Annotated in this window: 24 protein-coding genes; 15 read left to right on the forward strand and 9 right to left on the reverse strand. The window is 66.9% G+C overall.

Annotated features, from left to right (window positions below; genetic code table 11):
* Positions 1-128: 128 nt before the first annotated feature.
* On the forward strand, positions 129-818 hold the full coding sequence (gene phoU / locus ACGFWE_RS31670; RefSeq protein ID WP_352388868.1) for a phosphate signaling complex protein PhoU: 690 nt from the start codon (positions 129-131) through the stop codon (positions 816-818).
* A 161-nt stretch (positions 819-979) separates the two neighbouring features.
* Positions 980-1,228, forward strand: coding sequence for an SCO4226 family nickel-binding protein (locus ACGFWE_RS31675; protein ID WP_352388869.1), 249 nt, complete (start codon positions 980-982; stop codon positions 1,226-1,228).
* Positions 1,229-1,240: 12 nt separating this feature from the next.
* On the opposite strand, the gene ACGFWE_RS31680 is transcribed toward ACGFWE_RS31675, so the two are convergent.
* The gene (locus ACGFWE_RS31680; RefSeq protein ID WP_393603340.1) at positions 1,241-1,507 is read right to left on the reverse strand and encodes a hypothetical protein; all 267 of its coding nucleotides are present in this window, start codon (positions 1,505-1,507) and stop codon (positions 1,241-1,243) included.
* 10 nt (positions 1,508-1,517) lie between these two features.
* Between ACGFWE_RS31680 and ACGFWE_RS31685 the strand changes: the two genes are divergently transcribed.
* Both ACGFWE_RS31685 and ACGFWE_RS31690 read left to right on the forward strand, forming a co-directional pair.
* Positions 1,518-1,730: a hypothetical protein gene (locus ACGFWE_RS31685; RefSeq protein ID WP_393603486.1), complete on the forward strand. Its 213-nt coding sequence runs from the start codon at positions 1,518-1,520 to the stop codon at positions 1,728-1,730.
* Positions 1,633-1,935, forward strand: a complete 303-nt coding sequence (locus ACGFWE_RS31690; protein ID WP_393603488.1) for a DUF5959 family protein — start codon at positions 1,633-1,635, stop codon at positions 1,933-1,935. The genes ACGFWE_RS31685 and ACGFWE_RS31690 overlap by 98 nt, the downstream gene beginning before the upstream one ends.
* A gap of 210 nt (positions 1,936-2,145) precedes the next feature.
* Here ACGFWE_RS31690 and ACGFWE_RS31695 read toward each other — a convergent pair whose 3' ends face one another.
* Positions 2,146-3,780, reverse strand: a complete 1,635-nt coding sequence (locus tag ACGFWE_RS31695) for a restriction endonuclease (RefSeq protein WP_393603342.1) — start codon at positions 3,778-3,780, stop codon at positions 2,146-2,148.
* A 450-nt stretch (positions 3,781-4,230) separates the two neighbouring features.
* Between ACGFWE_RS31695 and ACGFWE_RS31700 the strand changes: the two genes are divergently transcribed.
* The 4 genes from ACGFWE_RS31700 (at position 4,231) to ACGFWE_RS31715 (ending at position 10,322) form a co-directional block, all read left to right on the forward strand.
* Positions 4,231-4,989, forward strand: a complete 759-nt coding sequence (locus ACGFWE_RS31700) for a DUF6928 family protein (RefSeq protein WP_393603344.1) — start codon at positions 4,231-4,233, stop codon at positions 4,987-4,989.
* 659 nt (positions 4,990-5,648) lie between these two features.
* Positions 5,649-6,872, forward strand: a complete 1,224-nt coding sequence (locus ACGFWE_RS31705; protein ID WP_393603346.1) for an AAA family ATPase — start codon at positions 5,649-5,651, stop codon at positions 6,870-6,872.
* A gap of 74 nt (positions 6,873-6,946) precedes the next feature.
* Positions 6,947-7,543 carry a hypothetical protein gene (locus ACGFWE_RS31710; RefSeq protein WP_393603348.1) on the forward strand — a complete coding sequence of 199 codons (597 nt, stop codon included), beginning with the start codon at positions 6,947-6,949 and terminating at the stop codon, positions 7,541-7,543.
* Between the two features lie 523 nt (positions 7,544-8,066).
* The gene (locus tag ACGFWE_RS31715) at positions 8,067-10,322 is read left to right on the forward strand and encodes a restriction endonuclease (RefSeq protein WP_393603350.1); all 2,256 of its coding nucleotides are present in this window, start codon (positions 8,067-8,069) and stop codon (positions 10,320-10,322) included.
* 375 nt (positions 10,323-10,697) lie between these two features.
* Here ACGFWE_RS31715 and ACGFWE_RS31720 read toward each other — a convergent pair whose 3' ends face one another.
* Positions 10,698-11,459 carry a phosphoglyceromutase gene (locus ACGFWE_RS31720; RefSeq protein WP_007382951.1) on the reverse strand — a complete coding sequence of 254 codons (762 nt, stop codon included), beginning with the start codon at positions 11,457-11,459 and terminating at the stop codon, positions 10,698-10,700.
* Positions 11,460-11,611: 152 nt separating this feature from the next.
* Between ACGFWE_RS31720 and ACGFWE_RS31725 the strand changes: the two genes are divergently transcribed.
* Positions 11,612-12,943 carry an MDR family MFS transporter gene (locus tag ACGFWE_RS31725; protein WP_393603352.1) on the forward strand — a complete coding sequence of 444 codons (1,332 nt, stop codon included), beginning with the start codon at positions 11,612-11,614 and terminating at the stop codon, positions 12,941-12,943.
* Here ACGFWE_RS31725 and ACGFWE_RS31730 read toward each other — a convergent pair.
* Positions 12,918-13,343, reverse strand: coding sequence for a DUF2000 family protein (locus ACGFWE_RS31730; protein ID WP_393603354.1), 426 nt, complete (start codon positions 13,341-13,343; stop codon positions 12,918-12,920). The genes ACGFWE_RS31725 and ACGFWE_RS31730 overlap by 26 nt on opposite strands.
* 49 nt (positions 13,344-13,392) lie before the next feature.
* Here ACGFWE_RS31730 and ACGFWE_RS31735 point away from each other — a divergent pair, with 49 nt between their 5' ends.
* Complete coding sequence (locus ACGFWE_RS31735) at positions 13,393-14,220, forward strand: AraC family transcriptional regulator (RefSeq protein WP_393603356.1); 828 nt, start codon at positions 13,393-13,395, stop codon at positions 14,218-14,220.
* A 57-nt stretch (positions 14,221-14,277) separates the two neighbouring features.
* The gene (locus ACGFWE_RS31740; protein ID WP_393603358.1) at positions 14,278-14,799 is read left to right on the forward strand and encodes a hypothetical protein; all 522 of its coding nucleotides are present in this window, start codon (positions 14,278-14,280) and stop codon (positions 14,797-14,799) included.
* Between the two features lie 54 nt (positions 14,800-14,853).
* Here the strand turns inward: ACGFWE_RS31740 and ACGFWE_RS31745 are convergent, their stop codons facing one another.
* Positions 14,854-15,354 (reverse strand): YbjN domain-containing protein, encoded by a 501-nt coding sequence (locus tag ACGFWE_RS31745; protein ID WP_352391723.1) that lies wholly within the window; start codon positions 15,352-15,354, stop codon positions 14,854-14,856.
* Positions 15,347-16,684 carry a D-inositol-3-phosphate glycosyltransferase gene (gene mshA, locus ACGFWE_RS31750; protein WP_352391722.1) on the reverse strand — a complete coding sequence of 446 codons (1,338 nt, stop codon included), beginning with the start codon at positions 16,682-16,684 and terminating at the stop codon, positions 15,347-15,349. Before mshA ends, ACGFWE_RS31745 begins: the two co-directional genes overlap by 8 nt.
* A gap of 261 nt (positions 16,685-16,945) precedes the next feature.
* Here mshA and ACGFWE_RS31755 point away from each other — a divergent pair, with 261 nt between their 5' ends.
* The 3 genes from ACGFWE_RS31755 (at position 16,946) to ACGFWE_RS31765 (ending at position 21,005) form a co-directional block, all read left to right on the forward strand.
* Positions 16,946-17,809, forward strand: coding sequence for a class I SAM-dependent methyltransferase (locus ACGFWE_RS31755; protein WP_352391721.1), 864 nt, complete (start codon positions 16,946-16,948; stop codon positions 17,807-17,809).
* 544 nt (positions 17,810-18,353) lie between these two features.
* The gene (locus tag ACGFWE_RS31760) at positions 18,354-19,427 is read left to right on the forward strand and encodes an NlpC/P60 family protein (RefSeq protein WP_393603361.1); all 1,074 of its coding nucleotides are present in this window, start codon (positions 18,354-18,356) and stop codon (positions 19,425-19,427) included.
* 276 nt (positions 19,428-19,703) lie between these two features.
* On the forward strand, positions 19,704-21,005 hold the full coding sequence (locus ACGFWE_RS31765; RefSeq protein ID WP_393603363.1) for a PP2C family protein-serine/threonine phosphatase: 1,302 nt from the start codon (positions 19,704-19,706) through the stop codon (positions 21,003-21,005).
* Positions 21,006-21,484: 479 nt separating this feature from the next.
* Here the strand turns inward: ACGFWE_RS31765 and ACGFWE_RS31770 are convergent, their stop codons facing one another.
* The 3 genes from ACGFWE_RS31770 to ACGFWE_RS31780 all read right to left on the reverse strand — a co-directional run bounded on the left by ACGFWE_RS31770 (position 21,485) and on the right by ACGFWE_RS31780 (position 23,375).
* Positions 21,485-21,823, reverse strand: coding sequence for a DUF2516 family protein (locus ACGFWE_RS31770; protein ID WP_352391718.1), 339 nt, complete (start codon positions 21,821-21,823; stop codon positions 21,485-21,487).
* A gap of 152 nt (positions 21,824-21,975) precedes the next feature.
* A complete protein-coding gene (locus ACGFWE_RS31775; protein ID WP_352391717.1) occupies positions 21,976-22,671 on the reverse strand; it encodes a hypothetical protein in 696 nt (231 codons plus the stop codon).
* Positions 22,672-22,784: 113 nt separating this feature from the next.
* Entirely contained in the window at positions 22,785-23,375 is a 591-nt protein-coding gene (locus ACGFWE_RS31780) for a helix-turn-helix transcriptional regulator (protein WP_352391716.1), read from the reverse strand.
* A 101-nt stretch (positions 23,376-23,476) separates the two neighbouring features.
* On the opposite strand from ACGFWE_RS31780, the gene ACGFWE_RS31785 reads away from it, so the two are divergent.
* Positions 23,477-24,013 (forward strand): NUDIX domain-containing protein, encoded by a 537-nt coding sequence (locus ACGFWE_RS31785; RefSeq protein ID WP_352391715.1) that lies wholly within the window; start codon positions 23,477-23,479, stop codon positions 24,011-24,013.
* Positions 24,014-24,019 lie beyond the last annotated feature (6 nt).

The raw sequence follows: 24,019 nt of genomic DNA on the forward strand, positions 1-24,019 counted from the left end.
TTCATTTGGGAGGGCGGAAACGGACGCGTAGGAGGCCGAACGTGGGAGCGTGGGGTACGCGGCACCGGTTTCACGGCCGGTTTCGGCCCCTGGAGCCCACAGGAACGACGTAGGAGAGGGAACCGACGATGCGGGACGCGTACCACGAGGAACTTGATTCGATCGGCGACGGTCTGGTGGAGATGGCCCGGCTGGTCGGGTCGGCGATCGGACGCGCCACGACGGCCATCCTCGACTCCGACCTGAAGCTGGCCGAAAGCGTCATCGAGGCCGACCAGAAGGTGGACGACCTCCAGCACGACCTGGAGGCCCGGGCGATCGCGCTGCTCGCCCGGCAGCAGCCGGTGGCGACGGACCTCCGCATCGTCGTCACCTCGCTGCGCATGTCGGCCGACCTGGAGCGCTCCGGCGACCTGGCCCAGCACGTGGCGAAGCTGGCCCGGCTGCGCTTCCCGGAGAAGGCCATCCCGCACGACCTGCACGCGACCATCCTGGAGATGGGCCAGCTCGCCCAGCGCCTGATGGCGAAGGCGGCGGAGGTCATCATCACCAAGGACGTCGACCTGGCGCTCCAGCTGGAGCAGGACGACGACGAGATGGACCTGCTGCACCGCACGCTCTTCCAGCACCTGCTGGACGACAAGTGGAAGCACGGCATCGAGACGGCGGTGGACGTCACCCTCCTCGGCCGCTACTACGAGCGGTTCGCCGACCACGCGGTGTCGGTGGCCAAGCGGGTGGTGTACCTGGTGACGGGCGAGCACGCGGACGACCTCCAGCAGGACGTCCAGCCGGTGACGGGGGTCGAGGGGACCTGAAGCCAGGATCTCGTACGACGTCGAGGGGCCCCGGGTGATTCCGGGGCCCTTCGTCGTTCGGGTCGCCCGGGCGGGCGGAGAGGAGGAGCATAAGAGGGCGGGGACGGGGCGCGGGGGTGAAGGTCACCGTTCGGCTCGGGAATGGCAGGAAGGTGAAGGCCATGGCGCGGTTCATGGACGTACACCATGGGATGCAGGGCATCACGGCCGACCAGTTGATGGCGGCCCACCAGGCGGACCTCGCGATTGAGAACGAAGAGGGCGTGCACTTCGAGCGCGCCTGGGCCGACCCCGAGGCCGGCCTCGTGTACTGCCTCTCGGAGGCCCCGTCGGCGGACGCGGTCCAGCGCATCCACGAACGGGCGGGACACAAGGCGGACGAGATCCACTCGGTGCCGCTGTCGGTCTGACAGCGGGGTCTCCTACTGCAGGTGCTCGCGGACGAGGTCGAGGAACGCCCTGCGGTTGGGGCGGATGTACGCCCAGACCATCTCGTCCCGCAGCTCCCCCGGAGCGGGGCCGTTCCTGATCACGTTCTGGACGTCGTACGCCAGAAGACGTGCCGCGTCGTTGACCTCGGAGCCGCACAGCATGTGGATCGTCTTCTGCGCGACCCACATCCTGTCGATGGACTGCTTCGCGCGCGCCTGCCACTGTTCGTCGCGCTCACCGTGGTGATAGCGGCCCACCGCGCGTGTCCTGGGTCGCTCTCAACCGGGAGCTCTGACCGGCCACGACGTCCTCGACTGCGAGATCGCCATCGAGGCGGGGTCCGTCACGGGCACCTTCCCGGTGACTCTCCTCCCCCGAGGACCTGGAGGACTGGGAGGACGCCTTGGCGGCCCTGGAGTCCGGCCGGTCCGCCGGGTGGCTCATGTCCGGGCGGACTCCTTCGATGAGGTTCGAGCCTGACGAGAGCGGCGGGCTCGGGCTCTGGGTGTCCGCGCACGACGGGCCGTCGTCGGGAGTCACGGTCACCGTCCCGTTGTCCGCGCCGTCACCGAAGTGGATCACCGAACAGCGCGACATGCTCGCCCTTGCCCGCGAGGTCTACACCCTCGAGGTCGTCGAGACATCGACTGGTGCCTACGAGTGGCGGCGGGGTGGCAGCGTCTGACGACCCATCCCGCGGGGGCGTGATCGCGAAATCTGCTTCTTCTTGCCCTGGGTCTTGTCGGGGATCATGGTGAGCTGGGTTTTTGCTGGTCAGTGGCGGTGGGCTGGTGCGCCTGGTGGTCATCGTTGGTCGTCATTGGCCACCATCGAGCGGCCTCGGACGGCCCAGGGACGGCCCAGCTCCTCGGCCTGAGTGGGCAACCCGCCGGTGTCAGCGCGAGGGGCGCCTCTTCGGGGGGACCGGGCCCGGGATCACATCTTTGCCAAGGTGTTCTTTGATTAGGTACTTGAGTTCCGGCCCTTCGATGAGCTGGAGCCGGCCATGTTGGCGGGCAAAGTCGTGGCTGGCCCTGCCGAACCACGATGTGGTGATCAGGACCCCTTTGGCAGCCCGCTTGTGCTCGACCACTCCTGCGAGCGCCTGGACGGACTCGACACCCACGAGCTTGCTGTAGCGCTTCGCCTGAATGATGCACTCACCGTTGAAGACGGGGTCCTTGCTGACGGCCACCGCGTCAACGCCCTCGTCTTTGGACGCCTGGGTGTTCCAGGCCTCCATGCCGATCGCCTCGAACAGTTGGCGAATCAGGTGCTCGAACTCGGTGGGCGTCAGCTTCACCAGCACGGGCCTGCTGTCCAAGCCAGCGACGACATCCATGCTGTCCATGAGCCGGTACTTCGACAGGTCGAACTCGACGATGGGACGAATCGGTTCGAGATCGTAGGGGTTGGGAGACACCAGAGCGTTGAGTCCCCTGAGGCACTGCGCTGGATCAACCTGACTGAGACGGAGCTTCCCGAACTGCTCCCTGCTGGCGCTGAGCGTCACCAGACAGGGTGAGACCTCCTGACCGGTGGCCCGGTCGATGGTTCTCACATGACCGTTCAGGATCACGCCATTGACGATCCGGTCTGGATCGCTCGCCAGGACCTCGTGCACTGTCCTCAGAGCGACTTGTGCCAGGACGGAGGCGTAGATCTCCTTGCGCTCCTTCTCCGGACGAGGCAGCACGGTCGTCTCGTCTCGGTTCTTCACGTACCGGTAGCCCCGCGCGGTAGGAACGATCGCCTCAGGCGGCAAGTGAACCTCGACGAGTACGTCACCGGTGGCAGGTCGAAAGGCGATCCGATGCTCGTGGGGGAAGCCCAATGGATACTCCGACGCATCCAGAACGGCCCCTAGATGAGCCTCGACCGCCGCGGGCTCCCCGGCCCTGTACGCCTCGCGCTCCTCGTCCAACTTCCCGTTGAAGGCTGCCACCTCGTCAAGGGCTTGCTTTTCGGCCTGGCGGTGCTCAGCACGCTTCCGCTCCAGTGTCGCCAGCCGCTTCTCCTCGGCTCGCCTGTGGCGCTCTTGCGCCTCGCCGAACCGCACACGCGCCTCGGCAACCTCAGCTTCATAGCGCTTCCTGCCAAGACCCAGGACAGCAGCCAGACCGCCAGGCTCCGGTGGTGGGAACTCCTCCCAGCGTGGTGAAGGCTCCGGACGAGACCAGGGACGCTCGTCCAATTTTGTTGGCGTGTGCGTCCTCCGCCGGCGCTCGAAGGTCGCCGGCGGATCGCCCACCAACGCGTCACGGAGCAACTGCCCGAGCTGCTCGACCTCGTGCTCGACCCCGATCGTGCGCGCCTGCGCCTGCTCGGCCTGCTGCTCCTGATATGCGGCTTTACGCTCGCGCTCCTGCCGCTTGCCGGCCGTCTCGGCGGCCTTGCGTTCCCGCTCCGCTTGTCGTGCCCGTTGTTCCTGGGCTCGTCGTAACGCCTGCTGCTGCCGCTGATAGTCGTTGCCTCGGCCGATGCCCCGTTGCGCCACCTGTCCACCCCTCCCCTGGCCTTCCTCCGCCACAGGGCTGCATTCCCCTTCCACATCGCAGAATCACGCAGGGCAGGAACGTCAGCTCAGCCGGACCGCACTGTGCACCATGAACTCAAGTCATCTGCACCACAACCGACGACAGTCAGCCGCGATGCCGCGATTGCCGACCGACCAGGCGCACGTGCCTCGCTGCACCCCCACTGCCCTCAGCCACGGTGTCGCGGTGTCGTGGACCAGAGGAAGCGACGAGGGCCGGCCCGTGAGCACACTGCCTAAGCCATCAGCTTGGGAAGCAGATTACTGCGCTGAACTGCGGCGGAACCACTTTCCGACCTCGGCGGGTCCGTGGCCTAGCCCCCGCTGTTTCTTGTGAGTCCCCGCTGGATCTGGCACGCCAATGGCACGACTCTCGGGCCTTTGCTGTCAGTGCCTGCGGCTATGGTGCGTCCGCCAACAAGGGCAATGTTCTGGGGAGGGGCTGTGGGAGCCAAGACGGGACTGCTGGTGTACGCCGACGGTGACGTGCCAGCCTTGCTGCGACAAGCGGGGACGGCGGACCTGGATCGGACGGTCACCATGATGCGGCGGCTCTACCCCGGCTGTGAGATCGAAGAGTGCGAGGGCTCGAACCTCTGGGACGGCGTGTATCCCCAGAAAGGGACGGCGTACGCCGCTACTTGGCCAGGCGTGGATGTCATCGGAGATCAGAGGGTGATGATCAACGCTCCCTCCCAGCTCCCGGAACACCTCGTGGTGGCAAGCATCGGCCGGCGGCTCGTCCTGCACGCCATGCACAGCGTGGTCGACTGGCTGGCGTTCGCTGTGTGGGAGGACGGACATCTCGTCCGCTCCCTGAGCCTGTCCCCGGACAGCGGCATCATCGAGAACATCGGTGAACCTCTCCCCTTTGAACGGCCCTACTGGGCCGGAGACCGGCCGGCCGACATCGTCCCCTGGCCCGGTGAGGAAGAAGAGCCGTACGCCTTACCCTTTGACCCTTTGGACCTGGGCGAAGACGCGTTGCGGGCGCTCTGCGGGTTCATCCAGGAGGGCTGTCCCCAGCCTGATGACGTCGACGCAGACGCCATCGAGCTGTACGGCTTCCGCGTGCGGGATCCACACGTGCCTGATCCTGCAGAGCAGGAAGCGGAGCTGCGCAGAGCGGTGGAAGCCTTGGAGCCGCCGCGCTTCTACACACTGAGCCCTGATGGCTCACTGATCGAGCGCGACAGTCTTTAGCTCAAGACCCCTTCGTCCCGAAGCAACTTGGGTGGGGGTGCTGGCTTGAGCTGGGATGGTTCTCACCTGGACCGCTGGTCCGCAGATGTACGCGCTTGTTAGCTGTTGTTCGCAGGCGTTGTCACGCAGTTAGACACTCACGAGTGCTGCACGGACCGACGTTCGGAGCCGACGGCTGAAGAGGTGCACCCAGTATCTGAGGCCATGCGACGCCACTGCCGCCGGGTGCGTGCGGCAGAGCTGTCCTGCTTGCACTACCTCAATCGTGGCGGAGGAGTAGAGAGGCAGACATGAGGATGAGGTGCGTTGTCGCCCGGCGGGGAACGTCACCTCCATTCCCCTCGAACCACTCGTCCTTCGAGGTTTTACGGAGACGGGTGGCTGTGTCAGTTGCACCGTCTACGCTGCACCATTAGCTGTTGCTGCCCGGAGCATCGCGACTGCCGCAACCTGCGGCCAAGACCATGTGCGACGACCGTTGCGAAGGAGGCTACTCGACCGTGCTGTGTGCGAATCGACCCTACGAGCCGCCCTGGACGGTGGGCCAGCCCTCCGATGCACTGTTCAATCTGCGACAGCCCAAGAGCGCACCAGTCGCGACGCTGTCCACTCCGGGCACGTGCGCCACCCGGCGATCTGCTACCCGATAGGTTCGTCTCATGCCCGGCCGCCTCCTGGAACTACACGTCGAAAACTTCCGCAGCCTTCGTGACGTGACCATCCCACTTGGTCCGCTCACCGTCCTAGTGGGACCCAACGGAGTGGGGAAGTCCAACGTACTGAAGGTATTTGACTTCCTTGCCGCGATCATTCGAACTGACCTTCAGCCTGCGCTCGATGAGCGCGGCGGATTTGACGAGGTGGCTTTTTGGGGAGGTGACAAACCACCGACCTCGATGGCGATCCGTCTCAAAGCGGACTGGACGACGCATGCGAGTGCAAAAGCTCCGGACGAGTACTCATTGACCATTCGCAGGCGTTCCATGCCTGGTAACCGTGATTCCTACACCTTGTCACGCCAGGAGAGTTTTCAGTTCAAGCGGACGCAGGGGCGAGGCCGTCGTATCACCATTTCCGGTGATGAAGCTCGCGTCGTAGACAGGAAGGCTGGTCGCGAATCTGATGGGGGTAGTTTCGGTATCCAGCGGTTGAGTAGTGGTCTATCCACTTTGCCCCGGTTGGGGCGTTCTGATGGCGGGGAAGAGGTTACAAGGGTTGCAAACCGCTTGTCATCTTTTAGGGTGTTCGACGTAGACGTTACCGCAGCTCGACAGCCGACACGTGCCCGCTCGATTAAGGCTGGCCGCTTGGAGTCCCATGCTGAGAATCTGGCAGCTTTTTTAGTGCAACTCAGTACGGACGAGGAGCGCTGGGAGCTTCTGACACGCGATGCCCGTCGTATCCTTCCGCAACTCGATGCCATCGAATTTGAGCAGGTTGGGGGGTTTGCGGACCGACTTGCGGTGGTGCTTCATGAACACGGCCTGCGCCGGCCCACTCCGCTCGCTGACGCCTCGTTCGGAACAGTGCGTCTTCTCGGCCTACTAGCCATGCTTTACGATCCCCGGCCTCCGGCGTTGACGTGTGTTGAAGAGATCGACCACGGTCTGCATCCTCAAGCTCTTGAGCTCATTGTGGAGCGGATGAGGGAAGCATCAGAGCGAACGCAGTTCATCGTAGCGACTCACTCGCCAGCGCTCGTCGACCGATTGGAGCCTCATGAGTTCATCGTTTGTGACCGTGACGAAGACGGTGCCTCCATCATTCCCGCTCTGACAACGGATGAGATCAAGACCATCGTTACAGAGACAGGTGATCAGCCCCTTGGTGAGCTCTGGTTCTCCGGGGTTCTGGGAGGCGACTTGACGGAGGACGAGTTGTGAGTCGCAGGCGGATAACCAAGTCCCGGAGCCGGGGTGTGGTTGTGCTAGCAGGTGAAAGTGCGAACGATCGGCGCATGTTGGCCGCGTTCATCAAGGCCGCGCATCCTGACCTTGCCGCAACTGTCACTCTTACTGAGATAACCGACCCGGTGCGGCTACGGAAGAAGTCGGGTGACGATCTGGCAACGGCAGCGGGCACCTTGGTGAGCAAGGCGCGCGGCAAAGCCCGGTTGAAAAATGGCGAGTTTGTGGGCATTGCAGTCCACGAGGACATGGATGCCTGCCCCGGGCCTGCGTACGACACTGCGCGAAAGCTCGTCTCGAATGCGCTGGCTAAGGCAACGGGTGCTTCCTCCTCTGTCTACGCCCTTGCCGCCGCAGAATCCGAAGCGTGGCTCCTCCTCTTTCCGAAGGCATTTACGCTCTACCGAAGTTCATGGAGAATTCCGGCCGCATGGCAGGGGAAGGACACCGGGCGTCGACAGACCCCGAAGGAGGACCTCGAAGAAATTCTGATCAGTCCACGCTTCAGGGAAAGCGATGGTCCTGAGATCGTCACTGCGGCCTTGAATCATGGCCTTTTGGTAGAACCGCAGGGGTCGAATCGTTCCTACCAAGAGTTCGTCGCAGATATCTCCGGATGGGACGTTCCCCGCTTGTCGAGTCGCTGACGCGTGATCCGCTGGCGACGGACAAGACGCGAACTCACGCTCTCCACTTGGCAAATCGATGTGATCCAGAGCGGACTGGGCTGCTGACCTAGGGTGCACTGCCGACTGGCGCTTGCCGTCCACAATCTCAAGCGGCCAAGAGACGTTCCAGCACTGCCGAGCTTGACTGACCGCCAGCACCCTCGCTGCTGCCTGTCCCAGCCTCAGCCGACGACAGTCAGCCACGACGGCAGGGAGCTGACCGACCACGCACGCCTATGCCTAGCTGTACCCCCACCGGTCTCAGCCACGCTACCGATGCCGTCGACCAGAGCAAGCCCCGACGGCGGAAGCGCACGGGAGCCTTCGACACGCATTCGACTGCGGCGGGCGGGAGGAAGCGCTTCACTGGTTACGTGGAACGTGTTCAGGCACCGATCGCGTGGATCCCAGCGGCGCATGCTCGTGGCGTGGCCGCACGTATCTCTGTGCGAGCTGGCCTGGAGCAAGTCCATGATGTCAGAGACGCTGTAAGGGGACTTGAGTGGAGAACTTCGATCTAAGCAGGCTGACAGATTTCGATTTCGAGGCTGTCTGTAAGGACATCTTCGAAGCGGAGTATGGCGTGAGGCTAGAAATATTCTCACCTGGTGCAGACTCTGGGGTCGATCTCCGCTACCTTCATGAAGAAGGGTCCGAGCTTGTGATTCAATGCAAACACTGGGTCCGCTCGCCACGCTCAAAATTGCTTGAGCGAATAAGGGTTTCCGAACTCCCGAAAGTGAAAAGGCTGCAACCGAGTCGATATATCCTTGCCACCTCTGTGGAGTTGACGAAGGGAGCCAAGGATAAGATCTATAGCATTTTGTCTCCGTACGTCAAGACCCCGAGTGACATCTATGGAATTACTGAACTAAATGCACTTCTTCGCAAGCATGAGAGTATTGTCAGGCGCCATGTTCGGTTGTGGTTGACTAGCGCATCTGTATTGTCTGCGCTACTTTCTAAAAGTGTCTTGACTCGTTCCCAGCAACTCGCAGGAGAGTTGGACTCCACGCTTCGCACCTACGCGCCCAATGAGAGCTACGGCAGAGCTGTGGAACTTTTGGAGACGCGGCACACCTGCGTGATAGCAGGGATCCCCGGTATCGGTAAGACAACTTTGGCTCAGGTCCTCTGCGCTGGATACGTGAGCGAAGGATATGAGCTAGTCGAGGTATCTGCCGATCTTGAGGAAGCTAATTCTCTGTGGGATGAGAAAGTCGCACAGATCTACTACTATGACGATTTCCTAGGGCAAACCACCCTAGAAGAGAAGCTTGGAAAGAATGAGGATAGCCGCCTTCTTGCCTTCATGAGTAGAGTTGAAAAGTCTAGCAATAAGCGGTTCATCCTCACGACGCGTGAGTACATCCTCGCTCAAGCGCGGCAGCGATACGAAAAGCTTCACAGGCATCGCTTCGAGCTGAATACCTGTGTAATCAATATGGCGGATTACACGTACCGCGCCAGAGGGGCCATTCTCTACAATCACGTGTACGCGTCCAGTCTTGGCGATGACGTAAAGGCAAGCTTCGCGGATCCTGCCGTATACGTGCCAATCATTCGGCATCCCAATTTCAACCCCCGTGTGGTGACAGCCACTATTGCTGAAGCGGACAGTTTCTCCTCCACAGGCGAGGATGTTGGGGGGCGCATCCTGGATAACCTTAAAGACCCCCGGAGCGTTTGGTCTCACATAGTAAGTCATCAGCTCAAAGACCCCGACATTCAACTTCTTGCGCTCACTTATTCGTTTTTGAATGGCGTATACCTGGGTGACATGCAAGATCTCTGGATGTCGCTGGGTCGAAGTTCAAGGGATCTGCGAACGGCTATCGCCACTCTCGACGGGACGATGCTAAGAACCTATCGGAAGTCCGATAAAGTCTTTCTATCCTTCCACAACCCCTCCGTTCGCGACTTCATGCGCGACTACCTCCTTGAGGATCAGTCGAATTTCCTACAGCTCGTCCAGGGTTGCGCCCATTTTGAGCAGCTCGAAGCTCTGGTGGTGATGGCAAGCGAGCGAAACGAGGCCCTTAAGTTCTTTAGGAAAAATTCCGATGTAATCGAAAAGGCAGCACTGGGCGCATACAAGTCCCAGGGTCTACGAAATGACGGTGTAAACACCAGTATTGACCCAGCCGAGCGAGCCAGGGTGTACCTGCATTTCGGTAAAACCCTTGCCTCTGCATCAATCCTGGAGTGTGCCCGAAGGGCGATTATTGAAGATGAAGCTATTCTGGACGCATCCGATCCAGAGGATATTCTCGCAATCATCCAATTTTTGAGCGAGTCAGATCGGGGGCCGTTGCGTGACGCCCTGCCTGATGCCGTCTATATGGCAATCAAATGGATCAAAGAGGATTTGTCGTCATGGGATTTGCTGGAGTCGGCTAGAAGCCTCCTTGAGAATCTATCCGGCATTGTTCCAGAAATTGCGGTCCCTGACGTCGAAGATGATATGCGGTGGTATGCCGAACGTAGGATCGATGAATGGGCCGAAGCGGGGCCTGACTCGATGCTAGATCCTTCGATCATGGAAAGAGTTCTAGCTTTCGCGGGTGAATACGACGACCCAGAGGGAACCTTCCCCGGCTATAGCGAAGCAGTAGACAAGATGCCGGGCACGGACGATGACGATTACGATTATGAGAGACCTGATCTCTCAGGTTCTGATTCAGGAATGAGCCTTAGGCAGGAGATGAGAGAGGTTGCGGACATGATGGGTTCGCTTCGGACTGATGATTTGGGTTGACGCGGCCTGCCGCTTCGCCGGCCGCCTTAACTGCGACCTACTTCGTTCTCGGACGGCAAGTCGCTGGATGCCGAGAGCGCGGCCCGGACGCCGGGCAGGCTGGAGCGGGACGGAGGCAGGAGCGCAGGCCCGGCCCGGGGCCCGACCCACACGGAGAAGGCCATCGTGCCACGGCCGGGCCTTCGCATCGACCTCGTCCTCCGCGAGCCTCTGTTCATCCTCATCGGCTTCGGCGGTGCTGGTCTGGGAGTGGAATCAGGAACCAACCCTGTCGCCACTGCACTGTTCACGTGTCCCACGGCCCAGAGACGGCCCCAGCGCAGCAGCGAGCCCCCTACCCGCGCGAAAACTGCAGGTAGGGGGCTCAACGCAGGCTTACTTCTTCTTGCCCTGGTTCTTGACCGCCTCGATGGCCGCCGCAGCCGCCTCCGGGTCCAGGTACTTGCCGCCCGGCGTCACCGGCTTGAAGGACGCGTCGAGTTCGTAGTACAGGGGGATGCCCGTCGGGATGTTCAGGCCCGCGATGTCGGCGTCGGAGATGCCGTCCAGGTGCTTGACCAGGGCGCGGAGGCTGTTGCCGTGGGCCGCGACCAGGACCGTGCGGCCGGCGAGGAGGTCCGGGACGATGCCGTCGTACCAGTACGGGAGCATGCGGACGACCACGTCCTTCAGGCACTCCGTGCGGGGGCGCAGCTCCGGGGGGATCGTGGCGTAGCGGGCGTCGTCCGACTGGGAGAACTCCGTGCCGTCCTCGAGGGGCGGGGGCGGGGTGTCGTAGGAGCGGCGCCACAGCATGAACTGCTCCTCGCCGAACTCCGCGAGGGTCTGGGCCTTGTCCTTGCCCTGGAGGGCGCCGTAGTGGCGTTCGTTCAGGCGCCAGGAGCGGTGGACCGGGATCCAGTGGCGGTCGGCGGATTCGAGGGCCAGCTGGGCCGTGCGGATCGCGCGCTTCTGGAGGGACGTGTGGACCACGTCGGGCAGGAGGTCGGCGTCCTTCAGGAGTTCGCCGCCGCGGACTGCCTCCTTCTCGCCCTTCTCGTTGAGGTTGACGTCCACCCAGCCGGTGAACAGGTTCTTCGCGTTCCATTCGCTCTCGCCGTGGCGGAGGAGGATCAGCTTGTACGGTGCGTCGGCCATGCGTATGAGCGTAATCCACGCCCTCGGTCCGGGTGGAGCCCGCTCGACAGACGGACGGTTGACGAGACCCGTTAATTGAGTGGCCCCAGGTCATCTCGCCTTCGTAAGGTGTGCTCGCCCATTGAGCTGCTTACATACGTGGGGGACCGTCCATGCCACTCGCCACCCTGAGACGCGCCACCCGCGAGACCGTCTCCGGGCTTCCCCCCGCGTTCTGGTGGTTGTGGACCAGCACCCTCGTCAACCGGCTCGGTGCCTTCGTCGCCACCTTCATGGCGCTGTACCTCACCCTCGACCGCGGCTACTCCGCCTCCTACGCCGGTCTCGTCGCCTCGCTGCACGGCCTGGGCGGAGTCGTCTCGTCGATCGGGGCGGGGGTCATGACCGACCGGCTCGGGCGGCGGCCCACCCTGCTCGTCGCGCAGTCCGCCACCGCCGCCTGCGTCGCGCTGCTCGGCTTCATGCACCACCCCGTCGCCATCGCCGCCGTCGCGTTCCTCGTCGGCATGGCCTCCAACGCCTCCCGGCCGGCCGTGCAGGCGATGATGGCCGACATCGTGCGGCCCGAGGACCGGGTCCGGGCCTTCTCGCTCAACTACTGGGCCATCAACCTCGGTTTCGCCGTCTCCTCCATGGCCGCCGGGTTCATCGCCGAGTACAGCTATCTCGCGGGCTTCCTCATCGAGGCCGCGATGACCGCCGTCTGCGCGGTCGTCGTCTTCCTCAAGCTGCCCGAGTCCCGGCCCCTCGCACAGCACGCCGAAAAGGCCCCCGACGACGTCCGCCTCGGCACCGTCCTGCGCGACGGGCGGTTCATGAGCGTCGTAGGGCTCTCCTTCCTGGTCGCCGTGGTCTTCCAGCAGGGCTCGATCGGGCTGCCCGTCGCGATGGGCCGGGCCGGGTTCACGCCCGCCGACTACGGCCTGGCCGTCGCCCTCAACGGCGTCCTGATCGTCGCGCTGCAGATCCCGGTGACCCGGTTCATCCAGGACCGGGATCCCCAGCGGCTCCTCGTCGTCTCGTCCCTGCTCGCGGGATACGGCTTCGGGCTCACCGCCTTCGCCGGATCCGTCGGCCTCATCGCCCTCGCCGTGTGCGTGTGGACCCTGGGCGAGATGATCAACGCGCCCACCCAGACCGGGCTCGTCGTCCGCCTCTCCCCCGCCCACGGCCGCGGTCGCTACCAGGGCATGTACACCCTGTCCTGGTCCGTCGCCGCCCTCGTGGCGCCCCTGATGTCCGGTCTCGTCATCGACCGGTTCGGGGCGGAGTGGCTGTGGGCGCTGTGCGCGGTCGTCGGGACGGTGGCGGCGGTCGGGTACGCCGCCCTCATGCGGCACCTGTCCGAGGAGACGGCGACCGAGGTCGCCGTACCGCAGCTCCTAGGCAGTTCCGTCACAGATGTCACAGATATCAGTGATGTTAGTAATGTCAGTGATGTCAGTGATGTCAGTGATGTCAGGGATGCATCCGCGCACCCTTGAGCACCTTGTCCACGGCGTTGCGCGGCCCGTACACCGCGAGGCCGACCAGGTCCAGCTCCCCCGTCGCCACCGCCCGGACCGCCGCGCGGTTGTCCCGGTCGTTGCCCGTCGCGAACAGGTCGCTCGTGAAGAGCGCGCGCGGCAGCGAACGGGACAGCACGCGCGCGTGGGCCGTCTTCAGCGTCTCCTTCGTGCCCTCGAAGACCAGCACCGGCTGCCGGAACATCGGCAGGTAGGGCACGCCGTCGGCGTCCTCGTACGGTTCACCGACCACCTCGGGGGCCTGGCTGCCCAGGCCGCTGACGAGGAACGCGGTGACGTTCAGGCGCTGCCAGGTCTCCAGGTCCTCGCGCAGCAGGACGGCGATCTTGGTGTCGAAGCGGATGGGTTCAGTGCTCATGGGATGAGACTCGCGGGCGTCGTACGACCCCGTCTTGTACGTTCTTTGCATGGCGGCCACCACCATGCCCGCGCAGCACGTCACCGCGTGGCGCCCCGCCGTTCCGGGCGTCACCGAGGTCTTCCACGCCCACTTCACCGAGTACGCGTACCCGATGCATGTGCACGAGGCGTGGACGCTGCTCATCGTGGACGACGGGGCCGTACGGTACGACCTCGACCGGCACGAGCACGGCACGCCGGACGACACCGTGTCGCTGCTGCCGCCGCACGTCCCGCACAACGGCTCGCCCGCCACTCCGGACGGCTTCCGCAAGCGGGTTCTCTACCTCGACCACACCCACCTCGGCGACGAGCTCATCGGGGCGGCCGTCGACGGTCCCGATCTGCGTGATCCCGTACTGCGGCAGCGGGTGGGGCAGTTGCACACGGCGCTGACCAGGCCCGGCGAGGAGTTCGAGGCGGAGAGCAGGCTGACGCTCATCGGCGACCGGCTCAGGGCCCTGCTACGACCCCCGGTGTACGACGGCCCCGCGCGCCACGACCCGGCCCTCGCCCGCCGGTTGCGCGAACTCCTCGACGAGCGGGTCGTGGAGGGGCTGTCGCTGGAGGAGGCGGCAGGGGTCGTCCAGGCTCATCCGGCGCACCTCGTACGGACCTTCAGTGCCGCCTACGGCATCGCGCCGCACCAGTACCTCAACTCCCGTCGCGTCGACCGGGCCCGGCGCCTGCTGCTCGCGGGGCAGGGTCCCGCCGAGGTCGCCGCGCTCACCGGTTTCCACGACCAGGCCCATCTCACCCGGCACTTCAAACGGCTGGTGGGGGTGACGCCGGGGCGTTACCGCAACAGCTCCAGGGCGGGAAGGGCCGGACTCTAAACAGGTGTTCGACGGAAGGCGTCCGTCCGGTGATCGACGCCGGTTAGCGTCGTCGCCATGGATGACAGACAGAACTCCTTACCGTTCAGACGTCTCTCCGTGGCCGTCGCGGGCGCCGCCGCCCTGGTCGCCCTCAGCGTGGGTGGCGCCATCGCCGCGAGCTCGGACGACGAGCCCGGCGGCGCCGAGCCGAGCGCGTCGACCAGCCTCCCGCCGGGCGCGGGCACGGTGGGTGGCGGCGACAGCGACGGCAGTACGGTCGGTGGCAGTGGTGGCGGTGACGAGGGCAGCACCGGCGGGTCCGATCCCAGCCCGGGATCCACCTCCCCGGACGATCCCCCGGTCACCGACGAGCCCACGGCCGAACCCTCCGCTCCGAGCGATCTGGCGGAGCTCAACCGCCGTATCGCGGAGCTCGACAAGAAGGTCGACGAGCTGCCCACCAAGAAGGAACTCGCCGACGCGCTGCGGGCCTTCGCGGACCAGCTGGACCAGCCGACCGCGCCCGAGAACCCCGGCGGGTCCGAAGAGCCGACCAACGATCCGCCCACCAACTCCCTTCCGCCCGGCGAGTCGTAAGCCGCGGGGAGGACTCCAGGGCCCGGGGATCAGCCCTCCGACCGCTGCCGGGGGTCAGCCCTGCGACCGCTGGGTCAGGTGCGCGAACGCGTCCAGGTTGCGCGTCGACTCGCCCCGGGCCACCCGCCACTCGTACTCCTTGCGGATGGCGGTGGCGAATCCCAGCTCCAGCAGGGTGTTGAAGCTGCCGTCGGCCGCCTCCAGGACCTGGCCCAGGAGGCGGTCGACCTCGTCGGCGGTGACCGCGGCGAGGGGGAGCTTGCCGGTGACGTAGACGTCGCCGAGCCGGTCGACGGCGTAACTCACGCCGTACAGCTTGAGGTTGCGCTCCAGGAGCCAGCGGTGGACGCCGGGTTCGTTCTCGTCGGGGTGGCGGATGACGAAGGCGTTCAGCGACAGGGAGTGGCGGCCGACGAGGAGCGAGACGGTCGTCTTCAGTTTGCGGGTGCCGGGGAGCTGCACGACGTAATTGCCGGGTGCGGGGCTCTCCCACTCGATCTCGGCGTCCTTGAGAACGCCCTCGATGACCTGTGCCGCCTTCTCTGCCTCAGCCATGAAGCGAGCGTACGTGACGCCGGTACGACTGCGCGGCGGCCACATACACGTCCGCCGTCGCCGCGGCCGCGGTGTCCCAGCCGAACAACTGGGCATGCCGGGCGGCCGCCTCGCCCATGCGGGGCGTGAGCGCCGGGTCGTCGGCGAAATCGCGCAGTACGCGCGCGTAGGCGGCCGGATCGTGTCCGCGTACGAGGAAACCGGTCCGTTCGTCGGCCACGGCCACCGGCAGCCCGCCGACCGCCGCCGCGAGCACCGGGGTGCCGGCCGCCTGGGCCTCTATGGCGACCAGGCCGAAGGACTCGCTGTAGGAGGGCATGACCAGCACGGACGCGGCCCGGAACCAGTCGGCGAGCTGGTCCTGGCCGACGGGCGGGTGGAACCGTACGACGTCGGCGATGCCGAGCCTGGAGGCGAGCTTCTGCAGGCCCTCCGGCTTGGCCAGGCCGCTGCCGCTGAGGCCGCCGACGACCGGGACGAGGATGCGGGAGCGCAGGTCGGGCCGCTGGTCGAGGAGAACGGCGACCGCGCGGAGCAGGATGTCGGGGGCCTTCAGGGGCTGGATGCGGCCCGCGAAGAGGGGGATCAGGGCGTCCTGGGGCAGACCGAGACGGGCCCGGGCCGCCGCTCGGCCGTCCGCCGGGCGGAAGCGCTCGAGGTTCACGCCGGGGTGGACGACGGCGACCTTGGCGGGGTCGGCGGCGTAGTGCTGCACGAGTTCCTCGCGCTCCTCGGCGGTGTTCGCGATGAGGCGGTCGGCGGCGGCGACGATCTGGGTCTCGCCGATGACGCGGGCGGCGGGCTCGGGGGTGTCGCCGTCGGCGAGGTTGGCGTTCTTGACCTTGGCCATGGTGTGCATGGCGTGCACGAGCGGGGTGCCCCAGCGCTGGGCGGCGAGCCAGCCGACGTGGCCGGAGAGCCAGTAGTGCGAGTGGACCAGGTCGTAGTGGCCGGGGCGGTGGCCGGCCCAGGCCTGCATCACACCGTGGGTGAAGGCGCACAGCTGGGCGGGGAGGTCCTCTTTGTTGAGGCCCTCGTAGGGGCCCGCGTCGATGTGGCGGACCAGGACGCCGGGGGCCATCTCGACGGTGGGCGGGAGACCGCCCGTCGTCGCGCGCGTGAAGATCTCGACCTCGATGTTGATCGCGGCGAGGCGCTGGGCGAGCTCGACGATGTAGACGTTCATGCCGCCCGCGTCGCCGGTGCCGGGCTGGTGGAGCGGGGAGGTGTGCACGGAGAGCATGGCGACGCGGCGGGGGCGGCGGTGCAGTCGCAACCGGTGAGGTGTGACCTGGGAGCGACGCTGGAGCCTGCTGACGTACTGGCTCACGTGGCGTTCCTCCTTGCAGCGGGCATGCCGGACGGAGGGCGTGGGGACCCTCCAAGGGAGGCAACACCGGAGGGGTGTATTCCCATTCCGGGTGGGGTGGTTTTTGCCGAGGTATTACCGGGGTCGCTCAACCGTTCGAGGGTGGGGTGCGTCGGTCTGTCGGTGCGTTGTGGCGGGGTCGGGTGCCACGCCTGCCGTGCCGGCGTCCGGCGCCGGCGTCCGGTCCCGTGACCGCTGTGGCCGCCGCATACCCTCGTAGGCATGACCTCCCGCGCCGCCTCCCGCCCTGTGGGCACGGTCACGCGCGGGACGACCAACCCCAACCGGCTGCGCCGCATGGACCGGTGGATCGCGGCCACGCACGGCGCCGAGCTGCGCCGCGCCGCCGATCCGGTCGCCGTGGACCTCGGGTACGGGGCCGCGCCCTGGACCGCCGTTGAACTGCTCGCCCGGCTCCGCGAGAACGCTCCACGCACGCGTGTGGTGGGCGTGGAGATCGAACCGGCCCGGGTGGCGGCGGCGAAGCCCTACGAACGGGAGGGGCTCGTCTTCCGGCACGGCGGGTTCGAGATCCCGCTCCCCCAGCGGCCACTGCTCATCCGGGCGGCCAACGTGCTGCGCCAGTACGACGAGGGCGAGGTGGCCGCCGTATGGGAGCGGCTGTGTGCCCGGCTGGCTCCGGCCGACCCGGCACGGGGATCGCGTGGCGGGCTGCTCGTCGAGGGGACCTGCGACGAGATCGGACGCCGGCACGTGTGGGTCGCGCTCGGGCCCGAGGGGCCGCGGACGGTCACCTTCGCGACCCGGCTGGGCTCGCTGGACCAGCCCTCCGACCTCGCCGAGCGGCTGCCGAAGGCACTGATCCACCGCAACGTCCCCGGTGAGCCGGTGCACCGCTTCCTGCGCGACTTCGACCGCGCGTGGGCGGCCGCCGCGCCCTATGCGTCGTACGGCGCCCGGCAGCGGTGGATCCGGACGGTACGGAACCTGACGACGGACTGGCCGGTGGTGGACGGGCCTTCGCGGTGGCGGCAGGGGGAAGTGACGGTGGGGTGGGGGGCGTTGGCGCCGGGTGGGGGTGGCTGGGGTGAGGTGGGTGTGGGCGGGGGCGACGGGCTCGTGTGAGCTCCGGGGCGTCTCGCGGGGTGCCGCTCGCTTGAACCGCGGTGCGCCACGCCGGGTAGTGCGCCCATGGCCCCCGGTGCACAGAGGGGGGCCTTCGCTTGAACTCCGCGTGCCACGCGGGGTACAGCCACGCTGAACCCCGCGTGCGCCTCGGGAGGGTCCACCTCGTGGTGTGCCGCGCGCAGGGACTCCGGCCCACCGCCGTTGAGCGAGCACACCTCGTTCAGCGCAACCCGCCCCGCCTGCCTGAACTCCGGTGCGCCGCACAACGTGCCGAGCACACGCACTCCGGCCCGCCCCGCAAGGCACCCCCTCCCCGAGGGACCCGCAGGGAACGATCTCTGTGAGTCGTTCGTCACAAAGGCGGGGAGATCGTCTTCGGCAGGTGGGGAGAGGGGGAGGCACCGGGAAGCGCCAGGTCGGCAGTGAGCGGCCCGGAGGGATACGCCGGGAAGGCCTGCCTCTGTCGCTTTCGGCCATGACGTGGCACGATCCCCCGAGCACCGTAAGTTACTGACGGTAAATCAGCTTTGGGGGCAAAGGTATGGGGACGGGCAAGCGCGGTCTGATCGCTACGGCCGTGACCGTGATCGGCGCGGTGGCCGTGCTGGCGGCGCCAGGCACCGCCTTCGCCGCCCCGAGTCCGACCCCCTCCCCCACCGCCTCACCGACGGCCGTGACCAACAAGGACATCGAAGCCGTACGCAAACAGCTCGACGTGCTCTACCACGACGCGGCCGTCGCCACCGACGCCTACAACGCCGCCGAGGAGAAGGCCGAGCAGCAGTCGGCGCAGATCGTCGCGCTGGCCCGGAAGATCGTCAAGGGCCAGGAGAGGCTGGCGGAGTTGAAGGCCCGCGCGGGCGCCGCGGCCGCCGCCCAGTACCGCACGTACGGCCTGTCGGACGAGGCCCGGCTGATGCTGAGCGACGATCCGCAGGAGTTCCTGGACAGCACCGGCCGCGTCCTCCAGGGCCAGCGCGCCACCAAGGCACTGATCGCGGAACTGGCCCACACCCAGCAGGACTTGAAGCAGTACGCCGACGACGCCTCCGCCCAGTGGACCAAGCTGGAGGCGAACCGCAAGGCGAAGGCGACGGCCAGGAAGAAGGTCGAGCAGCAGATCGCGGCGGCCGAGAAGCTCGAGTCCCGACTGGAGGCGAAGGAGAAGGAGCGCCTGGCCGAACTCCAGGAGCAGGCCGCCCGTCAGGCGCAGACCGCCTGGCTCGACTCCGGCGTCCTCAAGGACATCAGCGGCAAGGCGAGCGAGGCCGGGAAGACCGCCGTCGCCTACGCGACGAACCAGATCGGAAAACCGTACGAATGGGGCGCCGAGGGCCCGGACTCGTACGACTGCTCCGGACTCACCTCACAGGCGTGGGCGAGCGCCGGCAAGCCCATCCCCCGCACTTCTCAGGAGCAGTGGAAACAGCTCAAGCACGTCGATGTCGAGGACATGCGACCCGGCGACCTGATCATCTACTTCGACGACGCCAGCCACGTGGCGATGTACCTCGGCGACGGCGCGATCGTGCACGCTCCGCGGCCCGGGCGCACGGTGACGATCGCCGGAGCGGGCTCGATGCCGATACTCGGAGTGGTGCGGCCGGACGCCTGAGCGTCGTCGCCGGGCGACCGACTGAGACCTGGGTCATGTGATGCGGCGCACGCCTGACGACTCCGCAAACCTTCCGCGAACGTGACGTTCGTCATCCCCGCAACACCCGCCACGTGTCCAACTGCGGTGGATAACGCGGCATATGACAGTGGCCACCGGCCAAGCGGCGTGTCTCACGCCATTCCTTTCCCGGCCCGGCACCCGCTATGGTCCCCGTCGGTGGATCGAGACCCCTCGCTCCACCATGCCCTCGGGGGGAGGGAAGGAACCGAGACCATGCCCGTACCCATACCGCGGCAGCGAGCGATCCCGGCCGTGGAAAGTGGTCAGGCGCCGGCCGTATCCCAGGACAAGCCCTCCCAGGAAGAAGCCCCGCGCAAGGAAGCCACGGTCGACCACAACGCCGTCACCCAACTGACCCTGCTGGTGATCGAGGACGATCCCGGCGGGTCCACGGTCGTCCCCGAACTCCTGGACTGGACCGGCAAGCCGATCCGCGTCCGCACCGCCCGCAACCTCACCGAGGCCGAGCGGCTGCTCACGGACGACGTGCACTGCATCCTGCTCGACCTCGCGCTGCCCGCGCCCGGCCGCCTGAACGACGACGACGAGCTCGCCGTACTCCGCCATGTCCTGCAACTCGCACCCCGGCACGCCGTCCTCGCGCTCACCGCGTCCGGCGACGCCGAGCGCGGTGCGGAAGCGGTGCGGGTGGGCGCCCAGGACTATCTCTACCGGGACGAGCTGGACGGACGGCTGCTGAGCCGGGCGATCCGGTACGCGGTGGAACGGAAACGGTCCGACACGGCGGAGCGCAGACTCGCCGAGGGACGGATGCGGGCGCAGGAGAACCGGCGCCTGGAGCGCGGGCTGCTGCCCACGCCGCTGCTGGAGGGGTCGTCGCTGCGGTTCGCCGCGCGGTATCGGCCGGGCCGGTCGCGTGCGCTGCTCGGCGGTGACTTCTACGACGTCGTACGGACTCCGGACGGGACCGTGCACGCCATGATCGGTGACGTCTGCGGGCACGGCCCCGACGAGGCGGCGCTCGGCGTGGAACTGCGGATCGCCTGGCGTGCGCTGACCCTGGCGGGGCTGTGCGGGGACGAGCTGCTCGGCACGCTGCAGGAGGTGCTGGAGCACGAGCGCTCCGACGACGAGATCTTCGCGACGCTGTGCACGGTGGACATCGCGCCGGACGGACGGCGGGCGGGGCTGTGTCTCGCCGGGCATCCGTCACCGCTGGTGGCCCGGCCGGGGCGACCCGCGCAGTTGTTGCCGTACGACAACAACGGCCCCGCGCTGGGACTGCTGCCGGGGGCTCGCTGGCCCCGGATGCAGGTGGAGCTGGGTGCCGAGTGGAGCCTGATGCTCTACACCGACGGGCTGATCGAGGGGCGTGTCGGGGAGGGCGGGGAGCGGCTGGGCCAGGACGGGATGGTGTCCATGATCCGTCGCCAGCTGTCCGAGGGCCTGCGGGGCGAGGCGCTGCTCCGGGCCGCGGTGAACGAGGTGCGCGCACTCAACGGCGGCGAACTGGCGGACGACGTGGCGGTCCTGCTGCTCGACCGGGAGACGTGAGGCCCGGCCGCCGAGCGAAAGCTCACCGCCACGGTTCGCGACGGCTCCACCGCGGGTCCGTGGCGGCCCACCGCGGTTCGCGACGGCTCCACCGCGGGTCCGTGGCGGCCCACCGCGGTTCGTGACGAGTTCACGGCGGCCCACTGCACGTCCGTGCGGATTCCTGGGGGTCATCTCTGCCCCTCGCGGGCCCGCTGCCGCCGACCAGAGGTGCCCACCGCGCGTCCGTCGCGGATTCGTGGGTCCAGCACTCCCCGTCGCGGGTCTGTCGTAGGCCACCGCGAGCCCGTCGGCGGTCCATCTCGCTCCGCCTAGAGCCCATCTCGTTGTGCCGCTGCCGCGGTCCGCGCCTGAGTCGTCCTGCCGGCCCCGCTGCGGGAGCCGGCCACGCACAGCCAGGCCACGCTGAGCCGGTGTCCCAAACGACGACCGCCGCGCCCCGCGACCCAGCGGTACGTCCCCGGCGGCCCCCGAAGGGGCTAGCGCCCCCCGTTGTACGGGCCGTAAGGGCCGTCGCTGCTCGAACCCCTGCCCCGGCCGCTGCGGCCGCCACCCGGAAGGGCGCGGATCGCCGGGCGTACGTCGACCATGTAGACGATCGTCGCGACGAGGCCGATGATCGGCAGGAACGACAGGACGTTGAAGATCAGGTTCACCACGAAGGCGAGCCCGAGGATGATCAGCCAGAAGGGCTTGGTCTTCTTGTCGGCCGCGCGGTAGGCGTCCTCACGGCGGATGGCCGCGTCGAACAGTGCGAAGCCGCTGAAAACGATCAGGGCCATGCTCAGCAGCCACATGAAGCCTGCGAACCCCTGCATCAGCACAACGTCCACCACCTGACTCGGCTCGTCATCTCAACGATTACGCGGTCACCGTACCCGTTACCCGTCCCCACAAGGCCGCTACCCGCAGAACGGGCCGGGCACTCGGTAAGTGCCCGGCCCTCAGCCCTGAAGTGTCCCGCGGTGCCTTACTTGGCGGGCGGGGTCTTCTTGGCCGGCGTGGTCTTGCGCGCCGGCGTGGTCTTCTTGGCGGTGGTGGTCGTGGTCGCCTTCTTCGCCGGAGCCGGAGCCGGAGCCGCCGCGGCGACCGTGGCAGGCGTGGCAGGCTTCGCGGCCGGAGTCGCGGTCGCCTGGTTCTTGACCTCGCCCGGCTCGGCGTTCGGCTCGACGGCGATGGCCAGTTCCTCGATCTCCTCGGCGGCCTCGCCACGCCAGGTCTTGACGGCCTGCTCGCCGTGCTCGGCGACCTTCTCGTAGGTCTCGCGGGCCTTGACGGCGTACTCGGCGGCGACGCCGACGCTGCGCAGGGCGAGGTCCTGGGCGGACTCGCCGAGCTTCTTCAGGTCCGCGTCGATCGTGCTGCCGAGCTTCTTCAGGTCACCGTCGAGGCTGCTGATGAACTCGCCGACCTTGGTCTGCAGGGTCTCCTGCGTCTCCTTGACCTTGGCGCCGGCCTCCTTGGCACGGGCCTGGGCCTTCTCCTGGACCGCCTTCGGGTCGGTGCCGCGCACGGCCTCGATCCGGGCCGGCGCCTCGGCGCGCAGCTGCTCCACCAGGCCGGGCACCTTCTTGGCCTCCTGGAGGGCCAGGTCACCGGCGCCGGCGAGGAAGTAGAGCGGGGTCGGGTCCTTGACGGCCTTGCGGATGTCGTCGGTGATGGCCATGGTGATGGTCCTCCCGGGTTGCTTTCTGATGAGGGTTTTGGGTCCCGCGGTGCGTGTCGGCGTGCATCGTGCGTGTCGAGCTGTGTCGAACCCTGCCGGGCTCAACTGGCTGCTCAACTGGCCGTCTGCTGCGGGTCGGCGTCGCTGCCGTCGGTCTTGGGGGGTGTGCGGGTGGTGCGGGGCTTGCGGGTGGCACGCGGCCGGCGGGCCTCCCGTACGGCGGTGTCACCGTCCGGGTCGCCGTCGGCCGGGACGGCTATGTCCCCGAGGCCCTCCCGGGTGCCCGCCGGACTGTCGTCCGATCGGCCGCTCTGCCCGTCGCCCGGCGCGGGGGCCGCGTCCGGCGGGGCGATCTCGAAGCCGTTCTCCTTGCGGAAGGACTCGTAGATCTGGAGCAGCACCTGCTTCTGGCGCTCGTTGAGCGTGGGGTCGGCGAGGATGACCGCACGTGTCTCCACGTCGTCCCGGTCGCGCTCGGCGTCGAGGATGCCGGCCCGCACATACAGCGTCTCGGCGGAGATCCGCAGGGCCTTGGCGACCTGCTGCAACACCTCCGCGCTCGGCTTGCGCAGCCCGCGCTCGATCTGGCTCAGATACGGATTGGACACCCCGGCGGCATCGGCGAGCTGCCTGAGCGACAGCTGCGCAGTGCGCCGCTGTTCACGCAGATACTCACCGAGATTGCCGACGTTGAGCGATGCCATGTCCCCACTGTGCACCACTCGCGCTAACTATTGCAAGCAGGCGCTTGCAATAGTGCGCCACGCCACTCTCGTTGTCGGTGGACCCTGCCAGGGTTTCCGTCGTGGATGAACTGGTGGAGCGAGTCGACGATCAAGATCGCGTGCTGGGGGTGGTGGTCAGCCGTCGGCAGGCTATCCGGGAGGGGTGGCTGCACCGGGTCGCCGTGACCGTGTGTCGTGATGAACGTGGACGGATCCTCGTCCACCGGCGGTCGGAGCGGCTGTCACGCTTTCCCGGGCTCTACGAGGTCGTGGTCGGTGGCGCCGTGAATGTCGGCGAGTCCTATGAACAGGCCGCCGCGCGGGAGCTGACCGAAGAGCTGGGCGTCCGTGCGCTGCCGCGCTTGCTGTTCACGTTCCTCAACCGCAGCGGTCTGAGCCCTCACTGGCTCGGCGTGCACGAAGCCGTGGTGCCGGACACCTTGGCCACCGATCCCGACGAGGTCGCCTGGCATGGCCGGCTGACGGAGCCGGAGCTGCGGTCGGCCCTGCTGGAGTGGCGCTTCACGCCCGACAGCCACGAAGCCTTCGACCGGTATCTCGCGTTCCGGACCGCGCAGTGCGCGGGGGACTCCACGCATTCCGATATAGGCATATGATGACGC

This window comes from Streptomyces sp. NPDC048523 (assembly GCF_043199815.1).
Classification (GTDB): domain Bacteria; phylum Actinomycetota; class Actinomycetes; order Streptomycetales; family Streptomycetaceae; genus Streptomyces.